The sequence below is a fragment of the Herbaspirillum sp. 1130 genome (genome assembly GCF_017833835.1).
Taxonomy (GTDB): Bacteria; Pseudomonadota; Gammaproteobacteria; order Burkholderiales; family Burkholderiaceae_D; genus Herbaspirillum; species Herbaspirillum huttiense.
Genome location: NZ_JAFICQ010000001.1, coordinates 1405889 through 1428197, shown reverse-complemented (window position 1 = coordinate 1428197; position 22309 = coordinate 1405889). Strand labels below are relative to the sequence as shown.

Annotated in this window: 20 protein-coding genes; 18 read left to right on the top strand and 2 right to left on the bottom strand. The window is 61.8% G+C overall.

The genetic code is table 11. The features are described 5' to 3' along the window. Positions 1-105: 105 nt before the first annotated feature. From JOD78_RS06195 to rlmD, 3 genes are all read left to right on the top strand, one after another. Positions 106-1089 (top strand): peptidoglycan DD-metalloendopeptidase family protein, encoded by a 984-nt coding sequence (locus JOD78_RS06195; RefSeq protein WP_209566877.1) that lies wholly within the window; start codon positions 106-108, stop codon positions 1087-1089. 3 nt (positions 1090-1092) lie between these two features. After that, positions 1093-2106, top strand: coding sequence for an RNA polymerase sigma factor RpoS (gene rpoS, locus JOD78_RS06190; RefSeq protein WP_039785345.1), 1014 nt, complete (start codon positions 1093-1095; stop codon positions 2104-2106). A 141-nt stretch (positions 2107-2247) separates the two neighbouring features. After that, positions 2248-3609 carry a 23S rRNA (uracil(1939)-C(5))-methyltransferase RlmD gene (gene rlmD, locus JOD78_RS06185; RefSeq protein ID WP_204726645.1) on the top strand — a complete coding sequence of 454 codons (1362 nt, stop codon included), beginning with the start codon at positions 2248-2250 and terminating at the stop codon, positions 3607-3609. 75 nt (positions 3610-3684) lie between these two features. Here rlmD and JOD78_RS06180 read toward each other — a convergent pair whose 3' ends face one another. Continuing rightward, positions 3685-4374: a Bax inhibitor-1/YccA family protein gene (locus JOD78_RS06180; protein WP_039785351.1), complete on the bottom strand. Its 690-nt coding sequence runs from the start codon at positions 4372-4374 to the stop codon at positions 3685-3687. Between the two features lie 268 nt (positions 4375-4642). Here JOD78_RS06180 and ndk point away from each other — a divergent pair, with 268 nt between their 5' ends. The 15 genes from ndk to JOD78_RS06105 all read left to right on the top strand — a co-directional run bounded on the left by ndk (position 4643) and on the right by JOD78_RS06105 (position 21111). Further along, positions 4643-5068, top strand: coding sequence for a nucleoside-diphosphate kinase (ndk, locus tag JOD78_RS06175; RefSeq protein ID WP_034333977.1), 426 nt, complete (start codon positions 4643-4645; stop codon positions 5066-5068). 96 nt (positions 5069-5164) lie between these two features. Continuing rightward, on the top strand, positions 5165-6337 hold the full coding sequence (gene rlmN / locus JOD78_RS06170) for a 23S rRNA (adenine(2503)-C(2))-methyltransferase RlmN (protein ID WP_121041897.1): 1173 nt from the start codon (positions 5165-5167) through the stop codon (positions 6335-6337). Between the two features lie 300 nt (positions 6338-6637). Next, positions 6638-7732, top strand: coding sequence for a helix-turn-helix domain-containing protein (locus JOD78_RS28205; protein ID WP_134135988.1), 1095 nt, complete (start codon positions 6638-6640; stop codon positions 7730-7732). 13 nt (positions 7733-7745) lie between these two features. Beyond that, positions 7746-9008, top strand: a complete 1263-nt coding sequence (ispG, locus tag JOD78_RS06160; RefSeq protein ID WP_134135986.1) for a flavodoxin-dependent (E)-4-hydroxy-3-methylbut-2-enyl-diphosphate synthase — start codon at positions 7746-7748, stop codon at positions 9006-9008. Between the two features lie 130 nt (positions 9009-9138). After that, complete coding sequence (gene hisS, locus JOD78_RS06155; RefSeq protein ID WP_039785359.1) at positions 9139-10494, top strand: histidine--tRNA ligase; 1356 nt, start codon at positions 9139-9141, stop codon at positions 10492-10494. A gap of 45 nt (positions 10495-10539) precedes the next feature. Continuing rightward, positions 10540-11184, top strand: coding sequence for a tetratricopeptide repeat protein (locus tag JOD78_RS06150; RefSeq protein WP_121041891.1), 645 nt, complete (start codon positions 10540-10542; stop codon positions 11182-11184). A 140-nt stretch (positions 11185-11324) separates the two neighbouring features. Then, positions 11325-12524 (top strand): outer membrane protein assembly factor BamB, encoded by a 1200-nt coding sequence (gene bamB / locus JOD78_RS06145; protein ID WP_134135984.1) that lies wholly within the window; start codon positions 11325-11327, stop codon positions 12522-12524. A gap of 26 nt (positions 12525-12550) precedes the next feature. Beyond that, positions 12551-13894, top strand: coding sequence for a ribosome biogenesis GTPase Der (gene der, locus JOD78_RS06140; protein ID WP_121041889.1), 1344 nt, complete (start codon positions 12551-12553; stop codon positions 13892-13894). 139 nt (positions 13895-14033) lie between these two features. Beyond that, entirely contained in the window at positions 14034-14273 is a 240-nt protein-coding gene (gene hfq / locus JOD78_RS06135; protein ID WP_006463311.1) for an RNA chaperone Hfq, read from the top strand. A gap of 39 nt (positions 14274-14312) precedes the next feature. Further along, positions 14313-15437: a GTPase HflX gene (gene hflX / locus JOD78_RS06130; protein ID WP_121041887.1), complete on the top strand. Its 1125-nt coding sequence runs from the start codon at positions 14313-14315 to the stop codon at positions 15435-15437. Positions 15438-15526: 89 nt separating this feature from the next. Beyond that, positions 15527-16885 (top strand): FtsH protease activity modulator HflK, encoded by a 1359-nt coding sequence (hflK, locus tag JOD78_RS06125; RefSeq protein ID WP_121041885.1) that lies wholly within the window; start codon positions 15527-15529, stop codon positions 16883-16885. Then, positions 16885-17778 carry a protease modulator HflC gene (gene hflC / locus JOD78_RS06120; RefSeq protein WP_121041883.1) on the top strand — a complete coding sequence of 298 codons (894 nt, stop codon included), beginning with the start codon at positions 16885-16887 and terminating at the stop codon, positions 17776-17778. Before hflK ends, hflC begins: the two co-directional genes overlap by 1 nt. Before the next feature lie 271 nt (positions 17779-18049). Further along, positions 18050-19210: an ATP phosphoribosyltransferase regulatory subunit gene (locus JOD78_RS06115; RefSeq protein ID WP_209566876.1), complete on the top strand. Its 1161-nt coding sequence runs from the start codon at positions 18050-18052 to the stop codon at positions 19208-19210. Positions 19211-19213: 3 nt separating this feature from the next. Then, positions 19214-20527: an adenylosuccinate synthase gene (locus JOD78_RS06110; RefSeq protein WP_088753376.1), complete on the top strand. Its 1314-nt coding sequence runs from the start codon at positions 19214-19216 to the stop codon at positions 20525-20527. 53 nt (positions 20528-20580) lie between these two features. Beyond that, complete coding sequence (locus JOD78_RS06105; RefSeq protein ID WP_034332511.1) at positions 20581-21111, top strand: phosphoribosyltransferase family protein; 531 nt, start codon at positions 20581-20583, stop codon at positions 21109-21111. A 96-nt stretch (positions 21112-21207) separates the two neighbouring features. Here JOD78_RS06105 and JOD78_RS06100 read toward each other — a convergent pair whose 3' ends face one another. Beyond that, the gene (locus JOD78_RS06100) at positions 21208-22305 is read right to left on the bottom strand and encodes an SDR family oxidoreductase (protein WP_209566873.1); all 1098 of its coding nucleotides are present in this window, start codon (positions 22303-22305) and stop codon (positions 21208-21210) included. Positions 22306-22309 lie beyond the last annotated feature (4 nt).

Below are 22309 nucleotides of genomic sequence, written 5' to 3'. Positions count from 1 at the left end.
TCGATGAAAAGAGCGGATGGGCAGGCGAGGGGGCCGCATTTCCCTGATGAACTTCTGGCGCTGGCTGCGTGTCAACTAGCGTCGTACAAAATCTAACGTAAGAGCATGAAGAAAATTCGTTTGGCTGTATTGGGCAGTGTCGTCAGTTTGCTGGCCGCCTGCGGCTCGACACCGAATCAGCAGCCGGCGCCCGTCGTCGAGCGCACGTCGAGCACCGCCAAGCCGGCCGATGCTGCTGCCGCTCCGGTGGTGCCGGCCCCGTCGGGACGTGGCTATTACACGGTCAAGAAGGGCGATACCCTGTATCGCATCGCCCTGGACGTCGGGCAGAACTGGCGCGACATCGTCGCCTGGAACAATCTGACCAACCCGAACGACATCAAGGTCGACCAGGTGCTGCGCGTGGCGCCGCCCGATCGTGCCGGTCCGGCCCAGACGGCGACCGTGGCTGCCGCGCCGGGCGCAGGCCTGGATGTGAAGCCGCTGGGTGCCCCAGGCGCCGCCGCACCGGCTGCAGCACCGATGGCCTCGGGCAGCAACAAGACTGGTCCGCGCGGTGACAAGCGCGCCTACTCGGAAAGCGCCCTGGCTGAACTGGAAAAGCCTGATGCTGCACCGGCAGCCGCACCTGCTGCTGCCCCTGCGACTGTCGCCAAGCCGGAAGTGCCGCATGCGGCGGACAAGCCGGCGGCAGCCAGCCAGGCGCCGGTCGCCAGCGATGATGAAGGCGTGACCTGGATGTGGCCGGCCGACGGCAAGGTGGTCGGCACCTTCGAAGGCGGCAAGAAGGGTGTGGACATTGCAGGCAAGGATGGCCAGGCCGTGCTGGCAGCAGCCGGTGGCAAGGTCATGTATGCCGGCAGCGGCATTCGTGGCTATGGCAACCTGGTGATCATCAAGCACACCAACAACTTGTTGTCGGCCTATGCCCACAACAAGACCATCCTGGTCAAGGAAGGCCAGGCGGTGACCAAGGGACAGAAGATCGCTGAAATGGGCAAGTCCGACAGCGACAGCGTCAAACTGCATTTCGAGATCCGCCAGCAGGGTAAACCTGTTGATCCTTCAAAATACTTACCGCCACGCTAGCGTATGACAAGCAATCGCCGCGATCACTTGCCAGACCAAGACCCTCGTGAAGAGGATATGGACGATCCCATCGAGGAGATCGATGAACCGGAAGTGATTGACGGCGATGCTGCCGAGCAGCCCCAGGAGGCTGCCCCGGCCGAAGGCGTGGACGAGCTCAAGAAGGTGCTCGCCGCCGAACTCTCCACCGACACCACCCAGCATTACCTCAACAAGATCGGTGCCAAGCCGCTGTTGACGGCGGCCGAAGAGCTGCATTTCGCCACCCAGGCCAAGGCCGGCGAATTCGAGGCGCGCCAGAAGATGATCGAGCACAACCTGCGGCTAGTGGTGTCAATCGCCAAGCACTACATCAACCGGGGCGTGGCCCTGCTGGACCTGATCGAAGAGGGCAACCTCGGCCTGATGCGCGCCATCGACAAGTTCGAGCCTGAGCGCGGTTTCCGCTTCTCCACCTACGCCACCTGGTGGATCCGCCAGAGCATCGAGCGCGCCATCATGAATCAGGCCCGTACCGTGCGGCTTCCCGTGCATATGGTGCGCGAGCTGAACCAGATTCTCCGCGCGAAATATCACCTCGAAGCGCAGCAACGTGACGGAAGAGACGCCAGCGCCGAAGACATCGCGCACCTGGTCGACCGCCCGGTGGAAGAGGTGCAGGATGTGCTGGCCCTGTCCGAACATGCAGCCTCGCTGGACACCCCGCTGGATAACGACCCGCAGGCCAGCCTGATGGATCTCTTGCCCAGTGCCGTTGAAGAGCATCCTGACACCCGTGCCGAAAGCCAGGAAATGGCCTTGCTGATCCGGGAATGGCTCAAGAGCTTGTCCGAAAAGCAACGTGTCGTGGTGGCCCGCCGCTTCGGCCTGGACAACGACGATCCCTCGACGCTGGAGCAACTGGCGGGCGAAATGGGCATCACTCGTGAGCGTGTGCGCCAGGTGCAGCAGGAGGCTTTGGTCAAGCTCAAGCGGCTGCTGACCTCGCGCGGCGTGAGCCGCGACGCGTTGTTCTAGGGCGCTTCCTCTAAATTGCAGTGGTTTTCGCGGGCCGGCGCGGTCCGGATGCGCTTGCTGCTTCCCTCGCGGTCCCGGATCGCGGACAATACCGCTTTTGTTTTCGGCAGCGGGCTTCGGTCCTACCCTGTGGTTTCCCTCATGCAACAAGACATCATCATTGAAATCAAGTCGCTCGACATGGACGGGCGCGGCGTTGGTCATCTCCAAAACGAGGATGGCACGCAAGGCAAGGTCATCTTCGTCGAAGGCGCGCTGCCGGGCGAGCGGGTCAGTTTCCAGTCCTATCGCAAGAAACCCAAGTGGGAAGCGGGCGTGATGACCACGCTGCATAGCGAGTCCTCGCTGCGGGTGAAGCCCAGGTGTGAATATTTCGGCACCTGCGGCGGCTGTGCCATGCAGCATCTGGAGCCGTCGGCCCAGGTCGCCATGAAGCAGCGCGTGCTGGAAGACAACCTCTGGCACCTGGGCAAGACCAAGGCCGAGGTCATGCTGCGTCCCATCTATGGTCCCACCTGGGGTTATCGCTATCGCGCCCGCATCTCGGTGCGCCACGTGGCCAAGAAGGGTGGGGTGCTGGTGGGCTTCCATGAAAAGCGCTCGTCCTTCATCGCCGATATGAAGACTTGTGAAATCCTGCCGCCCAATGTGTCGGCCATGCTGGTGCCGCTGCGTGAACTGGTGGCAGCGCTGTCGATTCGTGATCGCATGCCGCAGATCGAGCTGGCCGTAGGTGAGGGCGACGATGGCAACAAGGTTACCGTACTGGTGTTGCGCATCATGGAGGCGCTGAGCCCGGCCGATGAAACCCTGCTCAAGACCTTTGCCGACGAGCACAAGATCGAATGGTGGCTGCAGACCAAGGGGCCGGATACGGCAGCGCCATACTATCCCGCCGAATCGCGCCTGCAGTACACCTTGCCTGAATTCGGTATCCGCATGCCGTTCAAGCCGACCGATTTTACCCAGGTGAATCACCAGATCAACCGCGTTCTGGTGGCCCGTGCGCTGCGCCTGCTGGATGTGCAGCCGCAGGATCGCGTGGCTGACCTGTTTTGCGGCTTGGGTAACTTCACGCTGCCCATCGCTACCTTGGCACGCGAAGTGGTCGGGATCGAAGGCAGCACGGCCCTGACCGAGCGCGCACTGGACAATGCCAAGGTCAATGGCGTCGATGCCAAGACCAGTTTCTATTGTCGCAACCTGTTCGAAGCCAAGCCGGAGGATTTCGTGGCGCTGGGCAAGTTCGATCGCATGCTGATCGACCCGCCGCGCGAAGGTGCCATGGAAGTCTGCAAGGCCCTCGTGGAATTGCCGCCGGAACAGCAGCACCTGAAGCCCAAGCGTATCGTCTACGTATCCTGCAATCCGGCGACGTTGGCGCGCGATGCAGGCATGCTGGTCCATCTGGGTGGTTATGCACTCAAGTATGCTGGCGTAGTGAACATGTTCCCGCATACGGCCCACGTGGAATCCATCGCCGTGTTCGATCTGCCCGAGTGAGGGCGAGGGCAGCAGACGAAAAAAATGCCGGCTTGCGCCGGCATTTTTATTTCATTTGAAGCAATATTCGCGAGATCAGTCTCGGTTGCCGCCAACGATGCCCAGGATGGACAGCAGGTTGGCAAAGACGTTGTAGACGTCCAGGTAGATCGCCAGCGTGGCCGAAATGTAGTTGGTTTCGCCGCCGTTGACCACCTGTTGCACGTCATACAGGATGTAAGCCGAGAAGATGGCGATGGCCACCACCGAGATGGTCAGTTGCAGCGCCGGCAGGTGCAGGAAGATGTTGGCCAGCGAAGCCACCAGGATCACCAGCACGCCTGCGAAGAGCCACTTGCCCATGCCCGAGAAGTCACGCTTCGAGACGGTGGCGATGGTGGCCATGCCGCAGAAGATGATGGCGGTGCCGCCAAAGGCCGTCATGATCAGTCCGGCGCCGTTGGAGAAGCCCAGCGTGTACTCGATCAGGCGCGACAGCATCAGGCCCATGAAGAAGGTGAAGCCCAGCAGGAAAGCTACACCCCAGCCGGTATTCTTGGTCTTCTCGATCGCGTAGAAGAAGCCGAAGGCGATCGCCAGGAACAGCACGAAGCCGATCATCGGGCTGGCGGCAAACAGGCTGAAATGCATCTGCACGCCCAGCCAGGCGCCCAGCACGGTCGGGATCATCGACAGCGCCAGCAGCCAGTAGGTGTTGCGCAGAACGCGGTTGCGGGTGGCCAGGCTCGTGGTCGAGTGGCCGAAGGTCGTGTCCAGTTGATTCATATGTCCTCCGAAGCGTTGAATGCGAGCCAGAGAATAGCACGATGGCTCACTGCTAAGACAAGTCTTCCCTCGCTCTGGTTCGAGATGCAGGCATTTTATGTAAGCCCGTTATTCCGCGCATCCTGGCTGGTTTCAATGCGCTACTGCCCGTATGCGGTGTCAAAGCAGGTGAATTGACATGATATCTGATGGTTTCATGCTAAAATACAAGGTTCATTGAATTAACAATTATTGGCTTTAAGCCTTTATTTTTATTGGAGTTTTTCTCATGGCAATTGAACGCACCCTGTCGATTATCAAGCCCGACGCCGTCGCCAAGAACGTGATCGGCCAGATCTACAGCCGTTTCGAAAACGCCGGCCTGAAGGTCGTCGCTGCTCGCATGGCCCAACTGTCGCGCGCTGAAGCCGAAGGTTTCTACGCTGTGCACCGTGAGCGTCCTTTCTTCAAGGATCTGGTGGACTTCATGATCTCCGGCCCGGTGATGATCCAGGTGCTGGAAGGCGAAGGCGCCATCCTGAAGAACCGCGACCTGATGGGCGCAACCGATCCGAAGAAGGCTGAGAAGGGCACCATCCGCGCCGACTTCGCCGACTCCATCGATGCCAACGCCGTGCACGGTTCGGACGCTGAAGAAACCGCCAAGGGCGAAATCGCCTACTTCTTCCCGGCACTGAACGTTTATTCGCGTTAATCTGTTCCTGTTTTTCATCGGTCTTCCGGGCTGGGGCGGAAACCGGCGCTGCAATCCCTGCCGCGTCTTTCTGCCTTGGTCCCGACCGCAAGCATCATGACTACAGCTCTCACCAATCTGCTGGATATGGATCCCGCGCAACTCGTCGCCTACTGCGGCGAGTTGGGTGAGAAGCCGTTTCGTGCAAAGCAGTTGCAGCGATGGATACACCAGTTCGGCGTGTCTGATTTCGATCAGATGACCGACCTGGCCAAATCGCTGCGCGACAAGCTGAAGACCCGCGCCGAAGTCCGTGCGCCGGCCATCATCAGCGACCATACCTCCACCGACGGCACACGCAAGTGGCTGGTCGACGTGGGCCAGGGCAATGCGGTGGAAACCGTGTTCATTCCTGAAGAAAACCGCGGCACGCTGTGCGTTTCGACGCAGGCGGGCTGTGCCGTGAATTGCCGCTTCTGCTCCACCGGCAAGCAGGGCTTCAACCGCAATCTGACCGTGGCCGAAATCATCGGCCAGCTGTGGATGGCGGAATTCGAATTGCGCAAGACCAAGGGTATCGAAGGCGGCCCCAAGGGCGAGCGCCAGATCACCAACGTGGTGATGATGGGCATGGGCGAGCCGCTGCTCAACTTTGAGCCGACCGTGACCGCCTTGCGCCTGATGCTGGACGACAATGCCTATGGCCTGTCGCGCCGCCGCGTCACGCTCTCCACCAGCGGCGTGGTGCCGATGATCGACAAGCTGTCGCAGGAGTGCCCGGTGGCGCTGGCTGTCTCGCTGCACGCGTCCAACGATGTGCTGCGCGATTCCCTCATTCCGCTGAACCGCAAGCACCCGCTGCGCGAGCTGATGCTGGCCTGCAAGCGCTATCTGGAATTCGCGCCGCGCGACTTCATCACCTTCGAGTACTGCATGCTCGATGGCGTCAACGACACCGACACCCATGCGCGCGAACTGGTCGCGCTGGTGAAGGAAGGCGAGACCGCCATCCCCTGCAAGTTCAACCTGATTCCCTTCAATCCCTTCCCCGAGTCGGGCTTGAAGCGCTCGCACAATCCGCGCATCAAGGCGTTTGCGCAGATCCTGATGGATGCTGGCATCGTGACCACCATCCGCAAGACCCGTGGCGACGACATCGATGCCGCCTGCGGCCAGCTGGCCGGCGAAGTGAAGGATCGTACGCGGGTGCAGGAACGGATGCAGAAAATGGCCGAATACCAGGCCAAGTTCGGCAAGGACTTTGGCCGCATCGTGGAGATCTCCGGGTGACGGCAGGGTGGTCCCATGTCCTTGCTGGTCCTGCGGTACCAGCCTTCGCCGCCACGGCGAGGGATCAGCTGCCGCTTTTTACAGAATGGGTAACGGGGGCGTCGATGTTGCGCTGGGGCGCAGGCATCGCACGTCCTTTTTGTGTTTTTGCTGAAATGATCGTCCATTCTGCCGTTATGGTTCAGGATGGGCTGAAGTTGTCGAATTTCCCCGGAGGGACGCGGCAGGTGCCGCGCAGGGACGCTCCAGAAGAATCCGGCCAGGGCCGGCTAAAAAAAGCTTTTCCATGTGGAGCATTTGATGAGTGATCAACAAATGAACGAAATGTCGTCGCAGCAACCGCAAGATCCTGGTCCATCGTCCCCGGCCCAGGTCTTGCCCGGCGCCGCGCTGGCGGCAGCGCGTCAGAAGAAGGGCTGGACCATCGAGCAGGCAGCCAGCCTGGTGAAGCTGGCCCCGCGCCAGATTCTGGCGATCGAAGCGGATAACTACGCAGCCTTGCCTGGCCTGGCCGTCGCGCGCGGTTTCGTGCGCAGCTATGCCAAGGTGCTGGGGCTGGATGTGAATGCCGTGACGGCTTCCTTGCCGCAGGAGTCGGCCGTGCAGCAGCGCGACCACATCGTGCCGCAGCACCAGCTCTCCACGCCGTTCTCGGAAGGTCCGCTGCCGGCCATGATGATGAGCACGCGCGGCAACAGCTCGGCCTTGCCCATCGTCGCCGGTGTGGTGGTGGTCGCCCTGTTGGCAGGCGCGGCAGCCATGCGCTGGACTGAACTCGGTGCCAATGTGCCGCAGTTGGCCTTCCTCAAATCGCATCACGAGGAGGCAGCAGCAGCGTCGGGCACTTCTCCGGATGCGCAGAATGTGCAGTCGGCCGAGACCGCTTCTTCCACCGAGACACCGGTGAATGCCCGCGTTGAAACAATCACGTCCGCACCCGCCGAGGAGCCCGCCAAGCCTGCTGCTCCCGTTGCGGAGGCACCCGCACCGCTAGCTCAGGCCCCGGTGGCGGCCAAGCCGGAACCGGTTCAGGCTGCCACGCCGGCAGCCAGCCAGCCGGCATCCACGCCGGCCCCGGCGGCTGCGTCTGCCGCATCGGCTGCGCCCGCCCAGATGGCCTCGACCACTGTCCCCAGTGGCCTGAACATCGTCAACAGCAAGGATTTGCTGCGCCTGACCTTCCGCGAGGATTCCTGGGTGGAAATCCGGCGTGCCGACAAGAGCACCGTGATTTCGCGCCTGCTCAAGGCCGGCACCACCGAGACCTTTGATGTCTCGGACGCCACGACCCTGATCATCGGCAACGCCGCAGGCGTCGACGCCAGCCTGCGCGGCCAGCCGCTGGACCTGAAAACCCCGGGCGGCAGCAATGTTGCACGCCTGAACCTGAACTGAGTCGACTGCCATCATGTCTTCCTTCCCGATCGCCTCCGGGCCGCTGGCCCGCCGCAACAGCCGCCGCGTGGTCATCAGCCATGGGGCGCGCGAGATCATCGTGGGTGGTGGTGCCCCGGTCATGGTGCAATCCATGACCAACACCGACACTGCGGATGCCATCGGGACGGCCATCCAGATCAAGGAACTGGCCCGGGCCGGCTCCGAGATCGTGCGCCTGACCGTCAATACGCCCGAGGCCGCCGCAGCCGTGCCGGCCATTCGCGAGCAGCTCGACCGCATGGGCGTGGATGTGCCGCTGGTGGGCGATTTCCACTACAACGGCCACACCCTGCTGACCGACTATCCGGAGTGCGCCCAGGCGCTCTCCAAATACCGTATCAATCCCGGCAACGTGGGCAAGGGCGCCAAGCGCGATACCCAGTTCGCACAGATGATCGAAGTGGCCTGCAAGTACGACAAGCCGGTGCGCATCGGCGTGAACTGGGGCAGCCTTGACCAGGCGCTGCTGGCGCGCATCATGGACGAAAACGCTGGTCGTGCCGAGCCGTGGTCGGCCCAGGCGGTGATGTATGAAGCCTTGGTCACTTCGGCCATCGAAAACGCCCAGCGCGCCGAGGAGCTGGGCATGTCGGGTGACAAGATCATCCTGTCCTGCAAAGTTTCCGGCGTGCAGGATCTGATCGCGGTTTATCGTGAGCTGGCGCGCCGCTGCGACTACCCCCTGCACCTGGGTCTGACCGAGGCCGGCATGGGCAGCAAGGGCATCGTGGCCTCCACGGCGGCGCTGTCGGTGCTGCTGCAGGAAGGCATCGGCGACACCATCCGCATCTCGCTGACCCCCGAGCCGGGCGGCGACCGGACCAAGGAAGTGGTGGTCGGCCAGGAAATCCTGCAGACCATGGGCTTGCGCAAGTTCACCCCGATGGTGATCGCCTGCCCGGGTTGTGGCCGCACCACCTCGACCGTGTTCCAGGACCTGGCCGACAAGATCCAGACCTTCCTGCGCGAGCAGATGCCGGTCTGGAAGGGCAAGTATCCCGGCGTGGAAGCCATGAACGTGGCCGTCATGGGCTGCATCGTCAATGGTCCCGGTGAATCCAAGCACGCCAACATCGGCATCAGCCTGCCGGGCACCGGCGAGTCGCCGGCGGCACCGGTGTTCATCGATGGCGAAAAGAAGATGACCCTGCGCGGCGAACGCATCGCCGAGGAATTCCAGAACGTGGTGCTGGAATATGTCGAATCGCATTACGGTCAGGGCAGCCATTCCTGACCACCGTGGAGCCTGCCACCATAGGGCGTTGCGGGCCATGCAGTACACTTGCGCTGGTGCGTCGCACGAAAGATGCGTCAGATACCAGTTTCCAGAAATGAAGTAAAAAGTAAAAACTCCGGGTTTCGGTATGTCAGAACAAAAGAAAGTCGAAAAAATCGTTGGCGTCAAAGGCATGAATGACATCCTGCCGGCGGACGCCCCGTTGTGGGAGCTGTTCGAGAACACCGTGCAATCGGTACTCAAGAGCTACGGTTTCCAGCAGATCCGCACCCCCATCGTCGAGCCGACCGCGCTGTTCGCGCGCGGCCTGGGCGAGGTGACCGACATCGTCGAGAAGGAAATGTATTCCTTCACCGATTCCATGAACGGCGACAACCTGACTTTGCGCCCGGAAAACACCGCCGGCGTAGTGCGTGCTGCCCTGGAACACAACCTGACCTATGACGGTCCCAAGCGCCTGTGGTATGTCGGCCCCATGTTCCGCCATGAGCGTCCGCAGCGCGGCCGTTATCGCCAGTTCCATCAGGTCGGCGCCGAAGCCGTGGGTTTCAGCGGCCCGGACATTGATGCCGAACTGATCATGATGTGCCAGCGCCTGTGGGATGACCTGGGCCTGTCCGACATCCGCCTGGAACTGAACTCCATCGGCAACGCCGAAGAGCGCAACAAGCACCGTGCCGACCTGATTGCCTACTTCGAACAGCACAAGGACCTGCTGGACACCGACGCCCAGCGCCGCCTGCACGCCAACCCGCTGCGCATCCTGGATACGAAGAATCCTGCCATGCAGGAGATGGTGAACGCCGCCCCCAAGCTGCTGGATTACCTGGGTGAAGAATCGCGCGCGCACTTCGAGGGCGTGCAGAAGATCCTGCGCCACAACAATATTCCCTTCACCATCAACCCGCGCCTGGTGCGCGGCATGGACTACTACAACCGTACCGTGTTCGAGTGGGTCACCGACCAGCTGGGCTCGCAGGGCACGGTCTGCGGCGGTGGTCGCTACGATCCGCTGATCGAAATGTTCGGCGGCAAGCCGACCCCGGCCTGCGGCTTCGCCATGGGCGTGGAGCGCCTGCTGGAGCTGATGAAGGCCAATGGCGAGCAGTACGCGCCGAACCAGTGCGACGTCTATCTGGTCCATCAAGGCGAAGAAGCACAGTTGCAATCTTTCGTTCTGGCTGAACGTTTGCGGACTGCCGGGCTCGATGTTGTGCTACATTGCGCATCGTCCAATGGTGGTGGTTCGTTCAAGGCGCAGATGAAGCGCGCCGACGCCAGCGGTGCTGCCTTTGCCGTGATCATCGGTGAAGACGAGCTCAAGGCCGGGACTGCCACCGTCAAGCACATGCGCGAAGGCAATGCCGAGGAAGGGCGTGCCAACCAGAGCAACATGGCCTTCGACGGCGTGGTCGACTACATCGTGGAACAGATCGTCGGCGATCACGACCATGATCACGACCACGTGCACTATCACCCCTGAAGACCCGTCCACCTCGACCGTCAACTTATCTAAACGCAGAGTTACATGGCATACGATCTCGAAGAACAAGAACAGCTTGATTCCATCAAGGCCTGGTGGGCGAAATACGGCAACCTGGTGACCTGGGCCCTGATCATCGCGCTGGCCGCCTACGCCGGCTGGACCGGCTGGAACACCTGGCAGGGCCGCCAGTCGGCGCAAGCCTCGGTGCTCTACGAAGAACAGCAGAAGTCGCTGGCGGCCAAGGACAATGCCAAGGTGCAACGCGCCGCCGCCGACATTCAGGACAAGTTCAGCGGCACCGCCTATGCCGAGATGAGCGCCCTGGTGGCAGCCAAGTCGGCCTTCGATGCCAATGACCTGGAAGCGGCCAAGAAGCAGCTGCAATGGGTGATCGACCACGGCCGTGGCAAGGAATACAAGGCCATCGCTGCCGTGCGCCTTGCGGGCGTGCTGCTCGATGCCAAGGCGTATGACGAGGCGCTGAAGGTCTTGTCGGGTGACTATCCCGCCCAGTTCGCCGGTGCCATTGCCGACCGCAAGGGCGATGTGCTGGCTGCCCAGGGCAAGCGCGACGAAGCCCGCACCGCCTACAAGCTGGCGCTGGAAAAGAGCGACGCCAAGGATCCGGGCCGCCAGCTGATCCAGATCAAGCTCGACGCCATCGGCGGCGAAGCGCCCAAGGCCTGAGGCCGGCGCTCGCGCCACTGAAGAATGCTCCGGGTCCCGGTTCGCTGTGGCGCACCGGTGGTCTGGCGGGTTGCAGATGCAACCCCGAATTGAATCGCAATCCCACCGCGAATCCATCCATCGCTTAGAGGAAACAGAATATGCGTAGTGTGACAGCCACTGCTGCCAAGGCAACATCCTTTGCTCGATCCCGTAGCGCCTGCAAGCTGGCGCTGAATGTGGCCGCCATGGCCGCCGTGGTGGCCTTGTCCGGCTGCTCGCTGTTCTCCAGCAAGAAAGATCCGAATCCGCCGGCCCCGCTGGTCGAATTCACCCAGAAGATGCGTGCCCAGGCTGCCTGGACGGTGTCGGTCGGCAAGGCCGGCAGCTACCAGTTCAGCCCGGCTTTCGCTGCGGGCAGCGTGTTTGCCGCCGCCAATGATGGCACCGTGGTGCGCATCAACGCCCAGAATGGCCAGACCCTATGGCGCAGCCGTGCCGAAGGCAACCTGACGGCTGGTGTCGGCAGCGATGGCAGCACCGTGGTGGTGGTGGCCGAGAAGGGCCGTATCCAGGCCTTCGATGCCGCCTCCGGCAAGCCGACCTGGAGCGCTCAGGCACCCAGCGAAGTTCTGTCGGCTCCGGCCGTGGGCGAGGGCCTGGTAGTCATTCGCAGCATCGACAACCGCGTGACCGCGTATGATGCCGACAATGGCAGCCAGCGCTGGATGGTCCAGCGCAACGTGCCGTCGCTGACCCTGCGCAACGCGCCGGGCATCGTGATCGGTTCGCAGACCGCCTTCGTGGCCCTGCCGGGTGGCCGTCTGTCGGCCCTGGCACTGAACAACGGCGGTCCGCGCTGGGAAGTGCCGGTGGGCGATCCGCGCGGTACCACCGAACTGGAACGCATCTCCGACGTGTCGGGCGTGCCGGCGCTGGGTTCGCGTGATATCTGTGCGGTGTCGTACCAGGGGCGTATCGGTTGCTTCGATTTGCTCAACGGCAATGTGCGCTGGATCAAGGAGTTTTCCAGCGATGTCGGCGTCAATCTGGATGACGCCTACGTCTATGCGGCCGATGTCAATGGTGCCGTCACCGAGTTCGCACGCGATACCGGTGCCGTCATCTGGCGCAACGACCGCCTGAAGAATCGCCAGCTGTCCAGCCCGATCGCAGTGGGCAAGGCGGTGGCGGTGGCTGACTTCCAGGGTTATATTCACTTCCTGTCGCGGGAAGATGGTGCCTTCGTGGCCCGTCTGGCTACCGACGGCAGTGCTGTCCAGGCGCCTCCGGTTTCGACCGGCTCGTCTGTCGTTTTCCAAACCAAATCAGGAACCGTGGTCTCCGTCGTCGCTGAATAAGTGACGAACGACCCCCAAGAAAAGAAATGAAACCGGTAATTGCACTTGTAGGCCGTCCCAACGTCGGCAAATCGACGTTGTTCAACAGGCTCACCCGCAGCCGCGATGCGCTGGTGGCGGACCTGCCCGGCCTGACGCGCGATCGTCACTACGGCGAAGGCCGGGTCGGCGAACGTCCGTTCCTGGTGATCGATACCGGTGGCTTCGAACCCGTCGCCAAGGACGGGATCATGTATGAGATGGCCAAGCAGACCAAGCAGGCGGTGGTCGAGGCCGACATCGTGGTGTTCATCGTCGACGGCCGCCAGGGATTGACGCCGCACGACAAGACCATCACCGACTTCCTGCGCAAGTGCGGCCGTTCCGTGCTGCTGGTGGTCAACAAGTCCGAAGGCATGAAGTACACCTCGGTCACCGCCGACTTCTATGAGCTGGGTATGGGCGATCCTTACGTGATTTCCGCTGCCCACGGTGATGGCGTGGCCGACCTGGTGGAAGAAGCCCTGGATCAGGTCGACGCCCAGCGCGCCCAGGAGCCCGAAGCCGAGGAACCGGCCGTGCGCGGTACCAAGATCGCCATCGTCGGCCGTCCCAACGTGGGCAAGTCGACTTTGGTCAATACCCTGCTGGGCGAAGAGCGCGTGATCGCCTTCGACATGCCGGGCACGACCCGTGATTCCATCGAGATTCCCTTCGAACGCGAAGGGCGTCATTACACCCTGATCGACACCGCCGGTATCCGCCGCCGTGGCAAGGTCTTCGAGGCCATCGAGAAGTTTTCCGTGGTCAAGACCCTGAAATCGATTTCGGACGCCAACGTCGTGCTGCTGCTGCTGGACGCGCAGCAGGATATTTCCGAGCAGGATGCCCACATCGCCGGGTTCGTGCTGGAGTCGGGCAGGGCACTGGTGGTCGGTGTGAACAAATGGGATGGCATGGAAAGCGACCAGCGCAACCAGATCAAGATGGATCTGGAGCGCAAACTGAATTTCCTTTCCTTCGCCAAGTTCCACTTCATCTCTGCCCTGAAGTCGACCGGCATCGGTCCGCTGATGAAGTCCATCGACTCGGCCTATGCTGCCGCCATGGCCAAGCTGAGCACCCCGCGCCTCACGCGCGCACTGGAAGAGGCGCTGGAGCACCAGCAGCCGCGCCGCAAGGGTTCGATCCGCCCCAAGCTGCGTTATGCTCACCAAGGTGGCCAGAATCCGCCGGTGGTGGTGATCCACGGCAATGCACTGGAAGCCATCGACGACAACTACAAACGTTATCTGGAAAAGCACTTCAGGGAAACTTTCTCCCTGGTGGGCACTCCACTGCGTATCGAGTTCAAGTCGGGCAAGAATCCTTTCATCCGGCAGGAAAAATAATCGTAAATCCTGCTATTCGATCAATGTTTTTGGCGTTGGAGCGAAAATCGTTTAAATTGAATAGCATAAAGTTGGTCAAGCACTTGATTTTCCTTGAAGTGCCTCCAAGTCCTAATCACAACAACACCGTGGAGCTGCCATGAGCAACAAAGGGCAATTGTTACAAGACCCATTCCTGAACGCATTGAGAAAAGAGCACGTTCCCGTCTCTATCTATCTGGTCAACGGCATCAAGCTGCAAGGCCATGTGGAGTCTTTCGATCAATACGTGGTCCTGCTGCGCAACACCGTTACGCAAATGGTTTACAAACACGCCATCTCTACCGTCGTGCCTGCACGTGCGGTCAACCTCAGTCTCGAATCCTCGTCCGACGAATAATGGTCTACCTGGCCGGCTTGACGCCGTGGGCATTTTGACATGCGTGCCGCGTTAGTCGGCCTGGACTTCGGCAAGAACGATTTCGCCGCTAGTCTGGATGAGCTCTTCCTCTTGGCAAAATCGGCTGGTGCGGAACCGGTGATTACCATCACCGGCCGCCGTGCCAGTCCGGATGCCGCTCTCTTCGTTGGTACCGGCAAGGCACAAGAAGTCGCTGACGCCGTCGCCGACCTCCAGCTCGAACTGGTCATTTTCAATCACGCTCTTTCACCGGCCCAGCAACGTAACCTGGAGCGGGTGCTGAAGGTGCGTGTGCTCGACCGTACCAGCCTGATCCTCGACATCTTCGCCCAACGGGCCAAGAGTCACGAGGGCAAGGTGCAGGTCGAACTGGCCCAGCTGCAGCACCTGGCGACCCGCCTCATTCGCGGTTGGACCCACCTGGAGCGGCAGAAGGGCGGTATCGGCCTGCGCGGTCCCGGTGAAACCCAGCTGGAAACCGACCGCCGCCTGCTGGGCGAGCGCGTCAAGGCGCTGCGTGCGGTGCTGGCCAAGCTGCGCCGGCAACACGCCACGCAGCGCCGAGCGCGCGGACGCAGTGAAACCTTCTCGGTCTCGCTGGTGGGTTATACCAACGCCGGCAAGTCGACCATCTTCAACTCGCTGGCCAAGGCCGGCGTGTATGCCGCCAACCAGCTTTTCGCCACACTGGACACGACTTCCCGTCGCGTCTACCTGGGCGAGGTCGGGCATGTGGTGATCTCGGACACCGTGGGTTTCATCCGCGAACTGCCTCACCAGCTGGTCGAGGCATTCCGGGCCACCCTGGAAGAGACCATCCACGCCGACTTGCTGCTGCATGTGGTGGATGCTGCCAGCCCGGTGCGCATGGAACAGATCGAGCAGGTCAACCTGGTCTTGAAGGAAATCGGTGCCGACCACGTGCCGCAGATCCTGGTCTGGAACAAGATCGACGCCGCCGGTCTGGAACCGACGGTCGAGTATGACGAGTATGGTAAAATCCAGCGGGTTTTCGTCAGTGCCAAGTCTGGTGCTGGCCTGGATCTGCTGCGCGAAGCGATCGCCGCTTCGCTCAAGGCCGCCTTGGAGGCCAGGGGTCGCAGCCGTTCCCAGCCAGTCGATTCCGAAGACATGCACGCTTGAGCCGTTCGAGGGGACGGTTCGTTGCACGTTCCTGGCGCGCATTCCTCCTAGATTCTCTTAATCCATCACTTCAGCCGGAACGCAAACGCATGCTTGTGTCTTTATTCAGGAAAATCGGTGTCAAGTTTTCGTTGAACGACCCCCAATGGGGACGTGGTTCGCAAAACGACAACCGCGAGAATCAGAATAACGGAAGTAACGGCGACAAACGGCCCGAAAAACCGTCCGGCAACAACGACGGCCCGCCTGACCTCGACCAGCTCTGGCGCGACTTCAACCAGCGCATCGCCGGCCTCCTGGGCCGCAAGGGCGGTGGCGGTTCCGACGGCGGCAACGGTGGCGGCGGCTTCAATCGTGGCGACGTCAAGGGCGCCGGCATCGGCGTGGGCGTGATCGCCGTGATCGTGGCCTTCCTCTGGCTGGCCAGCGGCTTCTTCATCGTGCAGGAAGGCCAGACTGCCGTGGTCACCACCTTCGGCCGCTACAGCCACACTACGCTGCCGGGCTTCAACTGGCGCTGGCCTTATCCCATCCAGGGCCACGAGATCGTCAACATGTCGCAGGTCCGTACCGCCGAAATCGGCTACCGTGGCAACGTGCGCAACAAGCAGCTCAAGGAATCCCTGATGCTGACCGATGATGAAAACATCATCGACATCCAGTTTGCCGTTCAGTACAAGCTCAAGAATGCCGCCGAATGGCTGTTCAACAACCGTGACCCGGATGATTCCGTGCGTCAGGTTGCCGAAACGGCCATCCGTGAAATCGTCGGCCGCAGCAAGATGGACTTCGTCCTCTACGAAGGCCGTGAAAAGGTGGCGCTCGACGTGAGCCAGCGCATGCAGCAGATCCTGGATCGCTACAAGTCCGGCGTGCAGATCACCAACGTCACCATGCAGGGCGTGCAACCGCCTGAACAGGTGCAAGCCGCCTTCGACGACGCCGTCAAGGCCGGCCAGGACCGCGAACGCCTCAAGAACGAAGGCCAGGCCTATGCCAACGACGTGATCCCGCGCGCCTCCGGTGCCGCCTCGCGCCTGCTGGAAGAAGCCGAAGCCTACCGCTCCCGCGTGACCGCCAACGCCGAAGGTGATGCCTCGCGCTTCACCCAGGTGCAGGAAGCCTATGCCAAGGCCCCGGCCGTCACCCGCGACCGCATGTACCTGGAAACCATGCAGCAGATCTTCGCCAATACCACCAAGGTCATGGTCGATGCCAAGAATGGTAGCAACCTGCTGTACCTGCCGCTGGACAAGCTGATCCAGCAAAGTGCCGGCGACGCGGCCCCGGCCAGCGGCAAGGCCCCGGCATCGTCGACCGTACAGCCCTCGGCGGGCGCGGCGTCCACCACTTCGACTGCAGGAAACGACACTGTGTATTCTTCCGAGCTGATGCGAGATTCGAGAAACCGCGATCCCCGTGATGCGCGTGATAGGGAGGTGCGCTGATGGGCCGCCTCGTCACTTCCGTCATCGTCGCCGTCGTGGCGATCTGGCTGGCTTCTTCCACCATCTTCGTGGTCGACCAGCGTTCCTCGGCCATCGTCTTTGCCCTGGGTGAAGTCAAGCAGGTCATCAGCGAACCCGGCCTGCACTTCAAGCTGCCGCCGCCGTTCCAGAACGTGATGTACCTGGACAAGCGCATCCAGACCCTGGATACCCCTGACGCCGACCGTTTCATTACCGCCGAAAAGATGAACGTGCTGGTCGATGCCTACGTCAAGTGGCGCATCGTCGATCCTCGCCTGTACTTCGTCAGCTTCGGTGCCGACGAGCGCCGCACGCAAGATCGCCTGTCGCAGATCGTCAAAGCGGCGCTGAACGATGAAATCACCAAGCGCACCGTGCGCGAAGTGATTTCCAGCCAGCGCAACAACGTCATGGATGCCATCCAGGCTCGGGTGGCCAACGAAGCCAAGCAGATCGGCGTGGAAGTCATCGACGTGCGCCTGCGCCGTGTGGACTACGTGGACCAGATCAACAACTCGGTGTTCGAACGCATGAAGTCCGAACGTGTGCGAGTCGCCAATGAGCTGCGTTCCACGGGTGCTGCCGAATCCGAAAAGATTCGTGCCGACGCCGATCGCCAGCGCGTGGTGATCCTGGCCGAAGCCTATCGTGAATCCGAAAAGATCCGTGGTGCCGGCGACGCCAAGGCGTCCCAGATCTACGCCCAGGCCTTCGGCCAGAACCCGGACTTTTACAAGTTCTATCGCAGCCTTGAAGCCTACCGTGCCAGCTTCAAGAACCGTCACGATGTGATGGTGGTCGATCCGAGCTCGGAGTTCTTCAAGTACTTCAAGGGAGTCGGCGGCGGCAATTCCAGCGCTGCGAAGAAGTAAAAATCCGCTTATCAGGCGATAATGTGAACAGTTCTGCGCCGCCGCGTATTTCCGGCGGGCAGGGCAAACCGGATGGATGCCGCTGGTAAAGGGCATCTTTCCTTTTTTGGTCGGATACAATGTGCCGGGGTGCAATTTTCCCGACGTGCAAGAAGAGGGGCGGCAGGCATTCCCGGACCGCCCCGATTGTTCGTCTGGGCGGCTGCTTCTGATCTGGCTGTCCGAACCATGCAAGTACGCAAACCGTTTTTTTCTGCTTTGACTTTTGTTTATGCCTAACTGGCTTCTTCCCGAAAACATCGCCGATGTCTTGCCCTCCGAAGCGCGCAAGATCGAGGAACTGCGCCGGCGCCTGCTCGACAATTTCCGCCTCTATGGCTATGAAATGGTCATGCCGCCGCTGCTGGAGTACCTCGAATCGCTGCTCACCGGTGCCGGCCAGGATACCGACCTGCGCACCTTCAAGCTGGTCGACCAGCTCTCCGGCCGCACCTTGGGCGTACGCGCCGACATGACCACGCAAGTGGCGCGCATCGACGCCCACCTGCTCAATCGCGCCTCGGTCACCCGCCTGTGCTATGCCGGCAGCGTCCTGCATACGCGCCCGACGGGCTTGCACGCTACCCGCGAACCGATCCAGATCGGTGCCGAGATCTATGGCCATGCAGGTATCGAAGCCGACGCCGAGATCCAGGAACTGGCCCTCAATTCGCTGGCCCTGGCCGGCATGCGCACCATCCGCCTGGACCTGTGCCACGTTGGTGTGCTGCGCGCCATCATTGCCAACGATGCCGCGGCCAAGCGCGACGAAGCCCAGCTCTTCGGCCTGCTGCAGGCCAAGGATGTGCCGGGCTTGAAGGAAATCACCACCTCCTACCAGGAAGGTACCCGTACCGCCTTGCTGGCGCTGCCCAACCTGTATGGCGACATTTCGGTCATCGCGCGCGCTCGTATCACCTTGCCGGCGCTGCCGGGCATCGGCCAGGCGCTCGACGAGCTGCAGGCCCTGGTGGAACTGGCGGCTGGCCATGAAGGCGCGGCTGTCACCATCGATCTGGCCGACCTGCGCGGCTATCATTACCACAGCGGCGTGATGTTCTCCGCCTATGTGCCGGGCCTGCCCAATGCGGTGGTGCGCGGCGGCCGCTACGACCATGTGGGTGAAGCCTTCGGCCGTGCGCGGCCGGCCACCGGCTTCTCCTTGGACCTGCGTGAACTGGCACGACTGATGCCGGGCGCAGAACGAAAACGCGCCATCCTCGCCCCTTGGGGCAGGGACGCCGGTCTGCGTGAGAAAATAGCGCAATTGCGGCAAGCGGGAGAGATCGTGATCCAAAGCCTTCCCGGCCACGAAAACGATCAGGACGAATTCGATTGCGATCGCGCACTCGATTTCAGCAATGGAAACTGGATTATCAAAAACTTGGGTTGAGTCATGTTACAGAACAGCAATGCAAAGAATGTCGTCGTCATCGGTACGCAATGGGGCGACGAAGGTAAGGGCAAGATCGTCGATTGGCTGACCGATCACGCCCAGGGCGTGGTGCGTTTCCAGGGCGGCCACAATGCCGGCCACACGCTGGTCATCGGCGGCAAGAAGACTGCGCTGCAACTGATTCCCTCGGGCATCATGCGCGAAGGCGTGGCTTGCTACATCGGTAACGGCGTGGTGCTGTCGGTGCCCGACCTGCTGCGCGAAATCGACAAGCTCGAAGCCGCCGGCGTGGAAGTCTGCTCGCGCCTGAAGGTCTCGGACGCCTGTCCGCTGATCCTGCCGTATCACGTGGCGCTGGATGTGGCGCGTGAAGCGGCCCGTGGCGTGGACAAGATCGGCACCACCGGCAAGGGCATCGGCCCGGCCTACGAAGACAAGGTGGCCCGTCGCGCCATCCGCGTGGCTGACCTGCTCAACGAAAAGCGCTTTGCCGAAAAGCTGCTGGCCAACCTGGACTACCACAACTTCGTCCTGACCCACTACCTGAAGACCCAGCCGGTGGACTACCAGAAGACCCTGGACGATGCCCTGGCCAACGTGCCGCGCATCAAGCCCATGGTGACCGATGTCTCCAGCGACCTGTACGCCATCCACAAGGCCGGCGGCAAGATCCTGTTCGAAGGCGCCCAAGGCAGCCTGCTGGATGTGGACCATGGCACCTATCCGTTCGTCACCTCCAGCAACTGCGTGGCCGGCAACGCCGCCGCCGGTGCGGGCGTGGGTCCGGGCATGTTGCACTACATCATGGGCATCACCAAGGCCTACACCACCCGCGTCGGTTCGGGCCCGTTCCCGGCTGAACTGCCGACGGACGCCGGCACCGGCAAGCACCTGGCGTCGGTCGGCCATGAATTCGGTACCGTCACCGGCCGTGCGCGCCGTTGCGGCTGGTTCGATGCCGCCTTGCTGAAGCGCTCGGTGCAGATCAATGGCGTCTCCGGCATGTGCCTGACCAAGCTGGACGTGCTCGATGGCCTGGAGTCGTTGAAGCTGTGCACCGGCTACAAGCTCAACGGCAAGACCGTGGACATCTTCCCGGTCGGCGCTGAAGAAGCCGCTGCCTGCGAGCCGATCTACGAAGAAATGCCTGGCTGGTCCGAGACCACCGTCGGCGCCAAGACGCTGGACGCTCTGCCGGCCAACGCCCGCGCTTACATCAAGCGCATCGAGGAACTGGTGGGCGTGCCCATCGACATGATCTCCACCGGCCCGGACCGCGAAGAGACCATCGTCCTGCGCCATCCGTTCAAGTAATTCACCACGCAATCGCCCGCAAGGGCACAAGGCACTACGAAGCAATCAACAATATGAAGATCTCTGACGACAAAGACCTCTGGGTCTCCTGGGACGACTACAACCGCCTGATCGAACGACTGGCATTGAAGGTCTACGAATCCGGCTACCAGTTCGACCAGGTGCTGTGCCTGGCGCGCGGCGGCCTGCGCCCGGGTGACGTGATGTCGCGCATTTTCGATGTCCCGCTGGCCATTCTCTCGACCAGCTCCTACCGGGAAGCTGCCGGCACCATCCGCAGCTCCCTGGACATCGCCAAGTACATCACCATCACCAAGGGAACCCTGGGTGGCCGCATCCTGCTGGTGGACGACCTGGTCGATTCCGGCGTCACCCTGCAGAAGGTGATGGTCCACCTGAAGGAACATTACCCGTCCGTCACCGAGATCAAGAGTGCCGTTCTTTGGTGGAAGGCCTGCTCGGTCGTGGAGCCCGATTTCCACATCGACTACCTGCCGACCAACCCCTGGATTCACCAGCCGTTCGAAGAATATGACGGCCTGGGCCCGCATCAGCTGGCGGCCTGGATCAAGAAGGGTGCCTGATCGTTCGCTTTGGTTTGATTGAAGCTGATGTCAGACGTGAAAAGAGCTTGCCGCGGCAAGCTCTTTTTTTCGTCTGTTGATGACCGGTGCAACGCTTCAGGACCACGGAATGATCTTGCGTTCCTTGAAGGTGTCGAAGAGTTGATAGAACATCTGCTCCGTCTCCACATACTCGTGAAAGCCCAGGCGCCGGGCCTTGCTGCCATCGCCGAACATGTCGTAGTCCCACGAGAACACGAAGTCGGCAAATTCCCATGCCGACAGTGAAGCATAAGGATGCTGCTTCAAGCCATGTGCTGTGACGATCCTTTCCCACAACGGCGCCTTGTCCGCCATTACCTCGGCCAGTTTCAGCGGCAGCGGCGTGCCCACTTCCATGCCGAAATAACGGGCGATCTTCGGCCACATCTCGCTCCAGCGGAACAGGTCGCCATTGCCTATGTTGAAGGCCTGGTTGGCAGCCGCTTCGGTGGTGGCGGCCCATACGGTGCCCTTGGCCAGCAGGCGGGCATCAGTCATTTCGACCAGCTTGTCGTAGGCCCCTGGCTTGCCGGGAAAGCGCAGCGGCAGCCCCAGCGCCTTGCTCATGCAGGCATACAGCGCAATGGCCAGCGCCAGGTTCATCGGATTGCCCAGGGCAGCGCCGCCCACGACCGCCGGACGCGGTGCCGACCAGCTCCAGCAGCGGCCTGACTCGACGCGCCGCTGTTCCAGCCAGCGCTGCTGGTCGAACATGAACTCCGGCGGCATGAACTGCGCATCGCTTTCGCGCGCCGGCGTCTTGAAGGGGCCAAGATGGCCGCCATAGACCTTGTAGCCCTGCATCAGGCTGATATGGCGCAAGCCGGGCGCGTGGGCTTCCACCGTCTGCACCGTGTTCTGCAGCATGGCCAGGTTGGGGGCCACCAGTTCGCTCCAGCTGGGGCGATGCTGATAGGCCGCATAGAACACGTGGGTGACGTGTTCCAGCGGGGCTAGCTGGCGTTTGGCATCGCTGGCATCGAGCAGATCCACGGAAACGTGGCGCAGTCGGTCCTGCTTGCGGTGCTCGCCACCACGGCGCGACAGGCCGATGACCTCCCACTGCGGCAGGGACAGCAGGTGCGCGATCAGCTGGCTGCCGATCACGCCGTGGGCTCCCACTACCAGGGCGGTCTGGCGCTGCGGCGGGGAAGTGCTTGGGGTCTGGGTCATGGCG

Coding starts and splice junctions, on each gene's coding strand:
- JOD78_RS06195 (WP_209566877.1), top strand. CDS start 106: ATGAAGAAAATTCGTTTGGCTGTATTGGGCAGTGTCGTCAGTTTGCTG.
- rpoS (WP_039785345.1), top strand. CDS start 1,093: ATGACAAGCAATCGCCGCGATCACTTGCCAGACCAAGACCCTCGTGAA.
- rlmD (WP_204726645.1), top strand. CDS start 2,248: ATGCAACAAGACATCATCATTGAAATCAAGTCGCTCGACATGGACGGG.
- JOD78_RS06180 (WP_039785351.1), bottom strand. CDS start 4,374: ATGAATCAACTGGACACGACCTTCGGCCACTCGACCACGAGCCTGGCC.
- ndk (WP_034333977.1), top strand. CDS start 4,643: ATGGCAATTGAACGCACCCTGTCGATTATCAAGCCCGACGCCGTCGCC.
- rlmN (WP_121041897.1), top strand. CDS start 5,165: ATGACTACAGCTCTCACCAATCTGCTGGATATGGATCCCGCGCAACTC.
- JOD78_RS28205 (WP_134135988.1), top strand. CDS start 6,638: ATGAGTGATCAACAAATGAACGAAATGTCGTCGCAGCAACCGCAAGAT.
- ispG (WP_134135986.1), top strand. CDS start 7,746: ATGTCTTCCTTCCCGATCGCCTCCGGGCCGCTGGCCCGCCGCAACAGC.
- hisS (WP_039785359.1), top strand. CDS start 9,139: ATGTCAGAACAAAAGAAAGTCGAAAAAATCGTTGGCGTCAAAGGCATG.
- JOD78_RS06150 (WP_121041891.1), top strand. CDS start 10,540: ATGGCATACGATCTCGAAGAACAAGAACAGCTTGATTCCATCAAGGCC.
- bamB (WP_134135984.1), top strand. CDS start 11,325: ATGCGTAGTGTGACAGCCACTGCTGCCAAGGCAACATCCTTTGCTCGA.
- der (WP_121041889.1), top strand. CDS start 12,551: ATGAAACCGGTAATTGCACTTGTAGGCCGTCCCAACGTCGGCAAATCG.
- hfq (WP_006463311.1), top strand. CDS start 14,034: ATGAGCAACAAAGGGCAATTGTTACAAGACCCATTCCTGAACGCATTG.
- hflX (WP_121041887.1), top strand. CDS start 14,313: ATGCGTGCCGCGTTAGTCGGCCTGGACTTCGGCAAGAACGATTTCGCC.
- hflK (WP_121041885.1), top strand. CDS start 15,527: ATGCTTGTGTCTTTATTCAGGAAAATCGGTGTCAAGTTTTCGTTGAAC.
- hflC (WP_121041883.1), top strand. CDS start 16,885: ATGGGCCGCCTCGTCACTTCCGTCATCGTCGCCGTCGTGGCGATCTGG.
- JOD78_RS06115 (WP_209566876.1), top strand. CDS start 18,050: ATGCCTAACTGGCTTCTTCCCGAAAACATCGCCGATGTCTTGCCCTCC.
- JOD78_RS06110 (WP_088753376.1), top strand. CDS start 19,214: ATGTTACAGAACAGCAATGCAAAGAATGTCGTCGTCATCGGTACGCAA.
- JOD78_RS06105 (WP_034332511.1), top strand. CDS start 20,581: ATGAAGATCTCTGACGACAAAGACCTCTGGGTCTCCTGGGACGACTAC.
- JOD78_RS06100 (WP_209566873.1), bottom strand. CDS start 22,305: ATGACCCAGACCCCAAGCACTTCCCCGCCGCAGCGCCAGACCGCCCTG.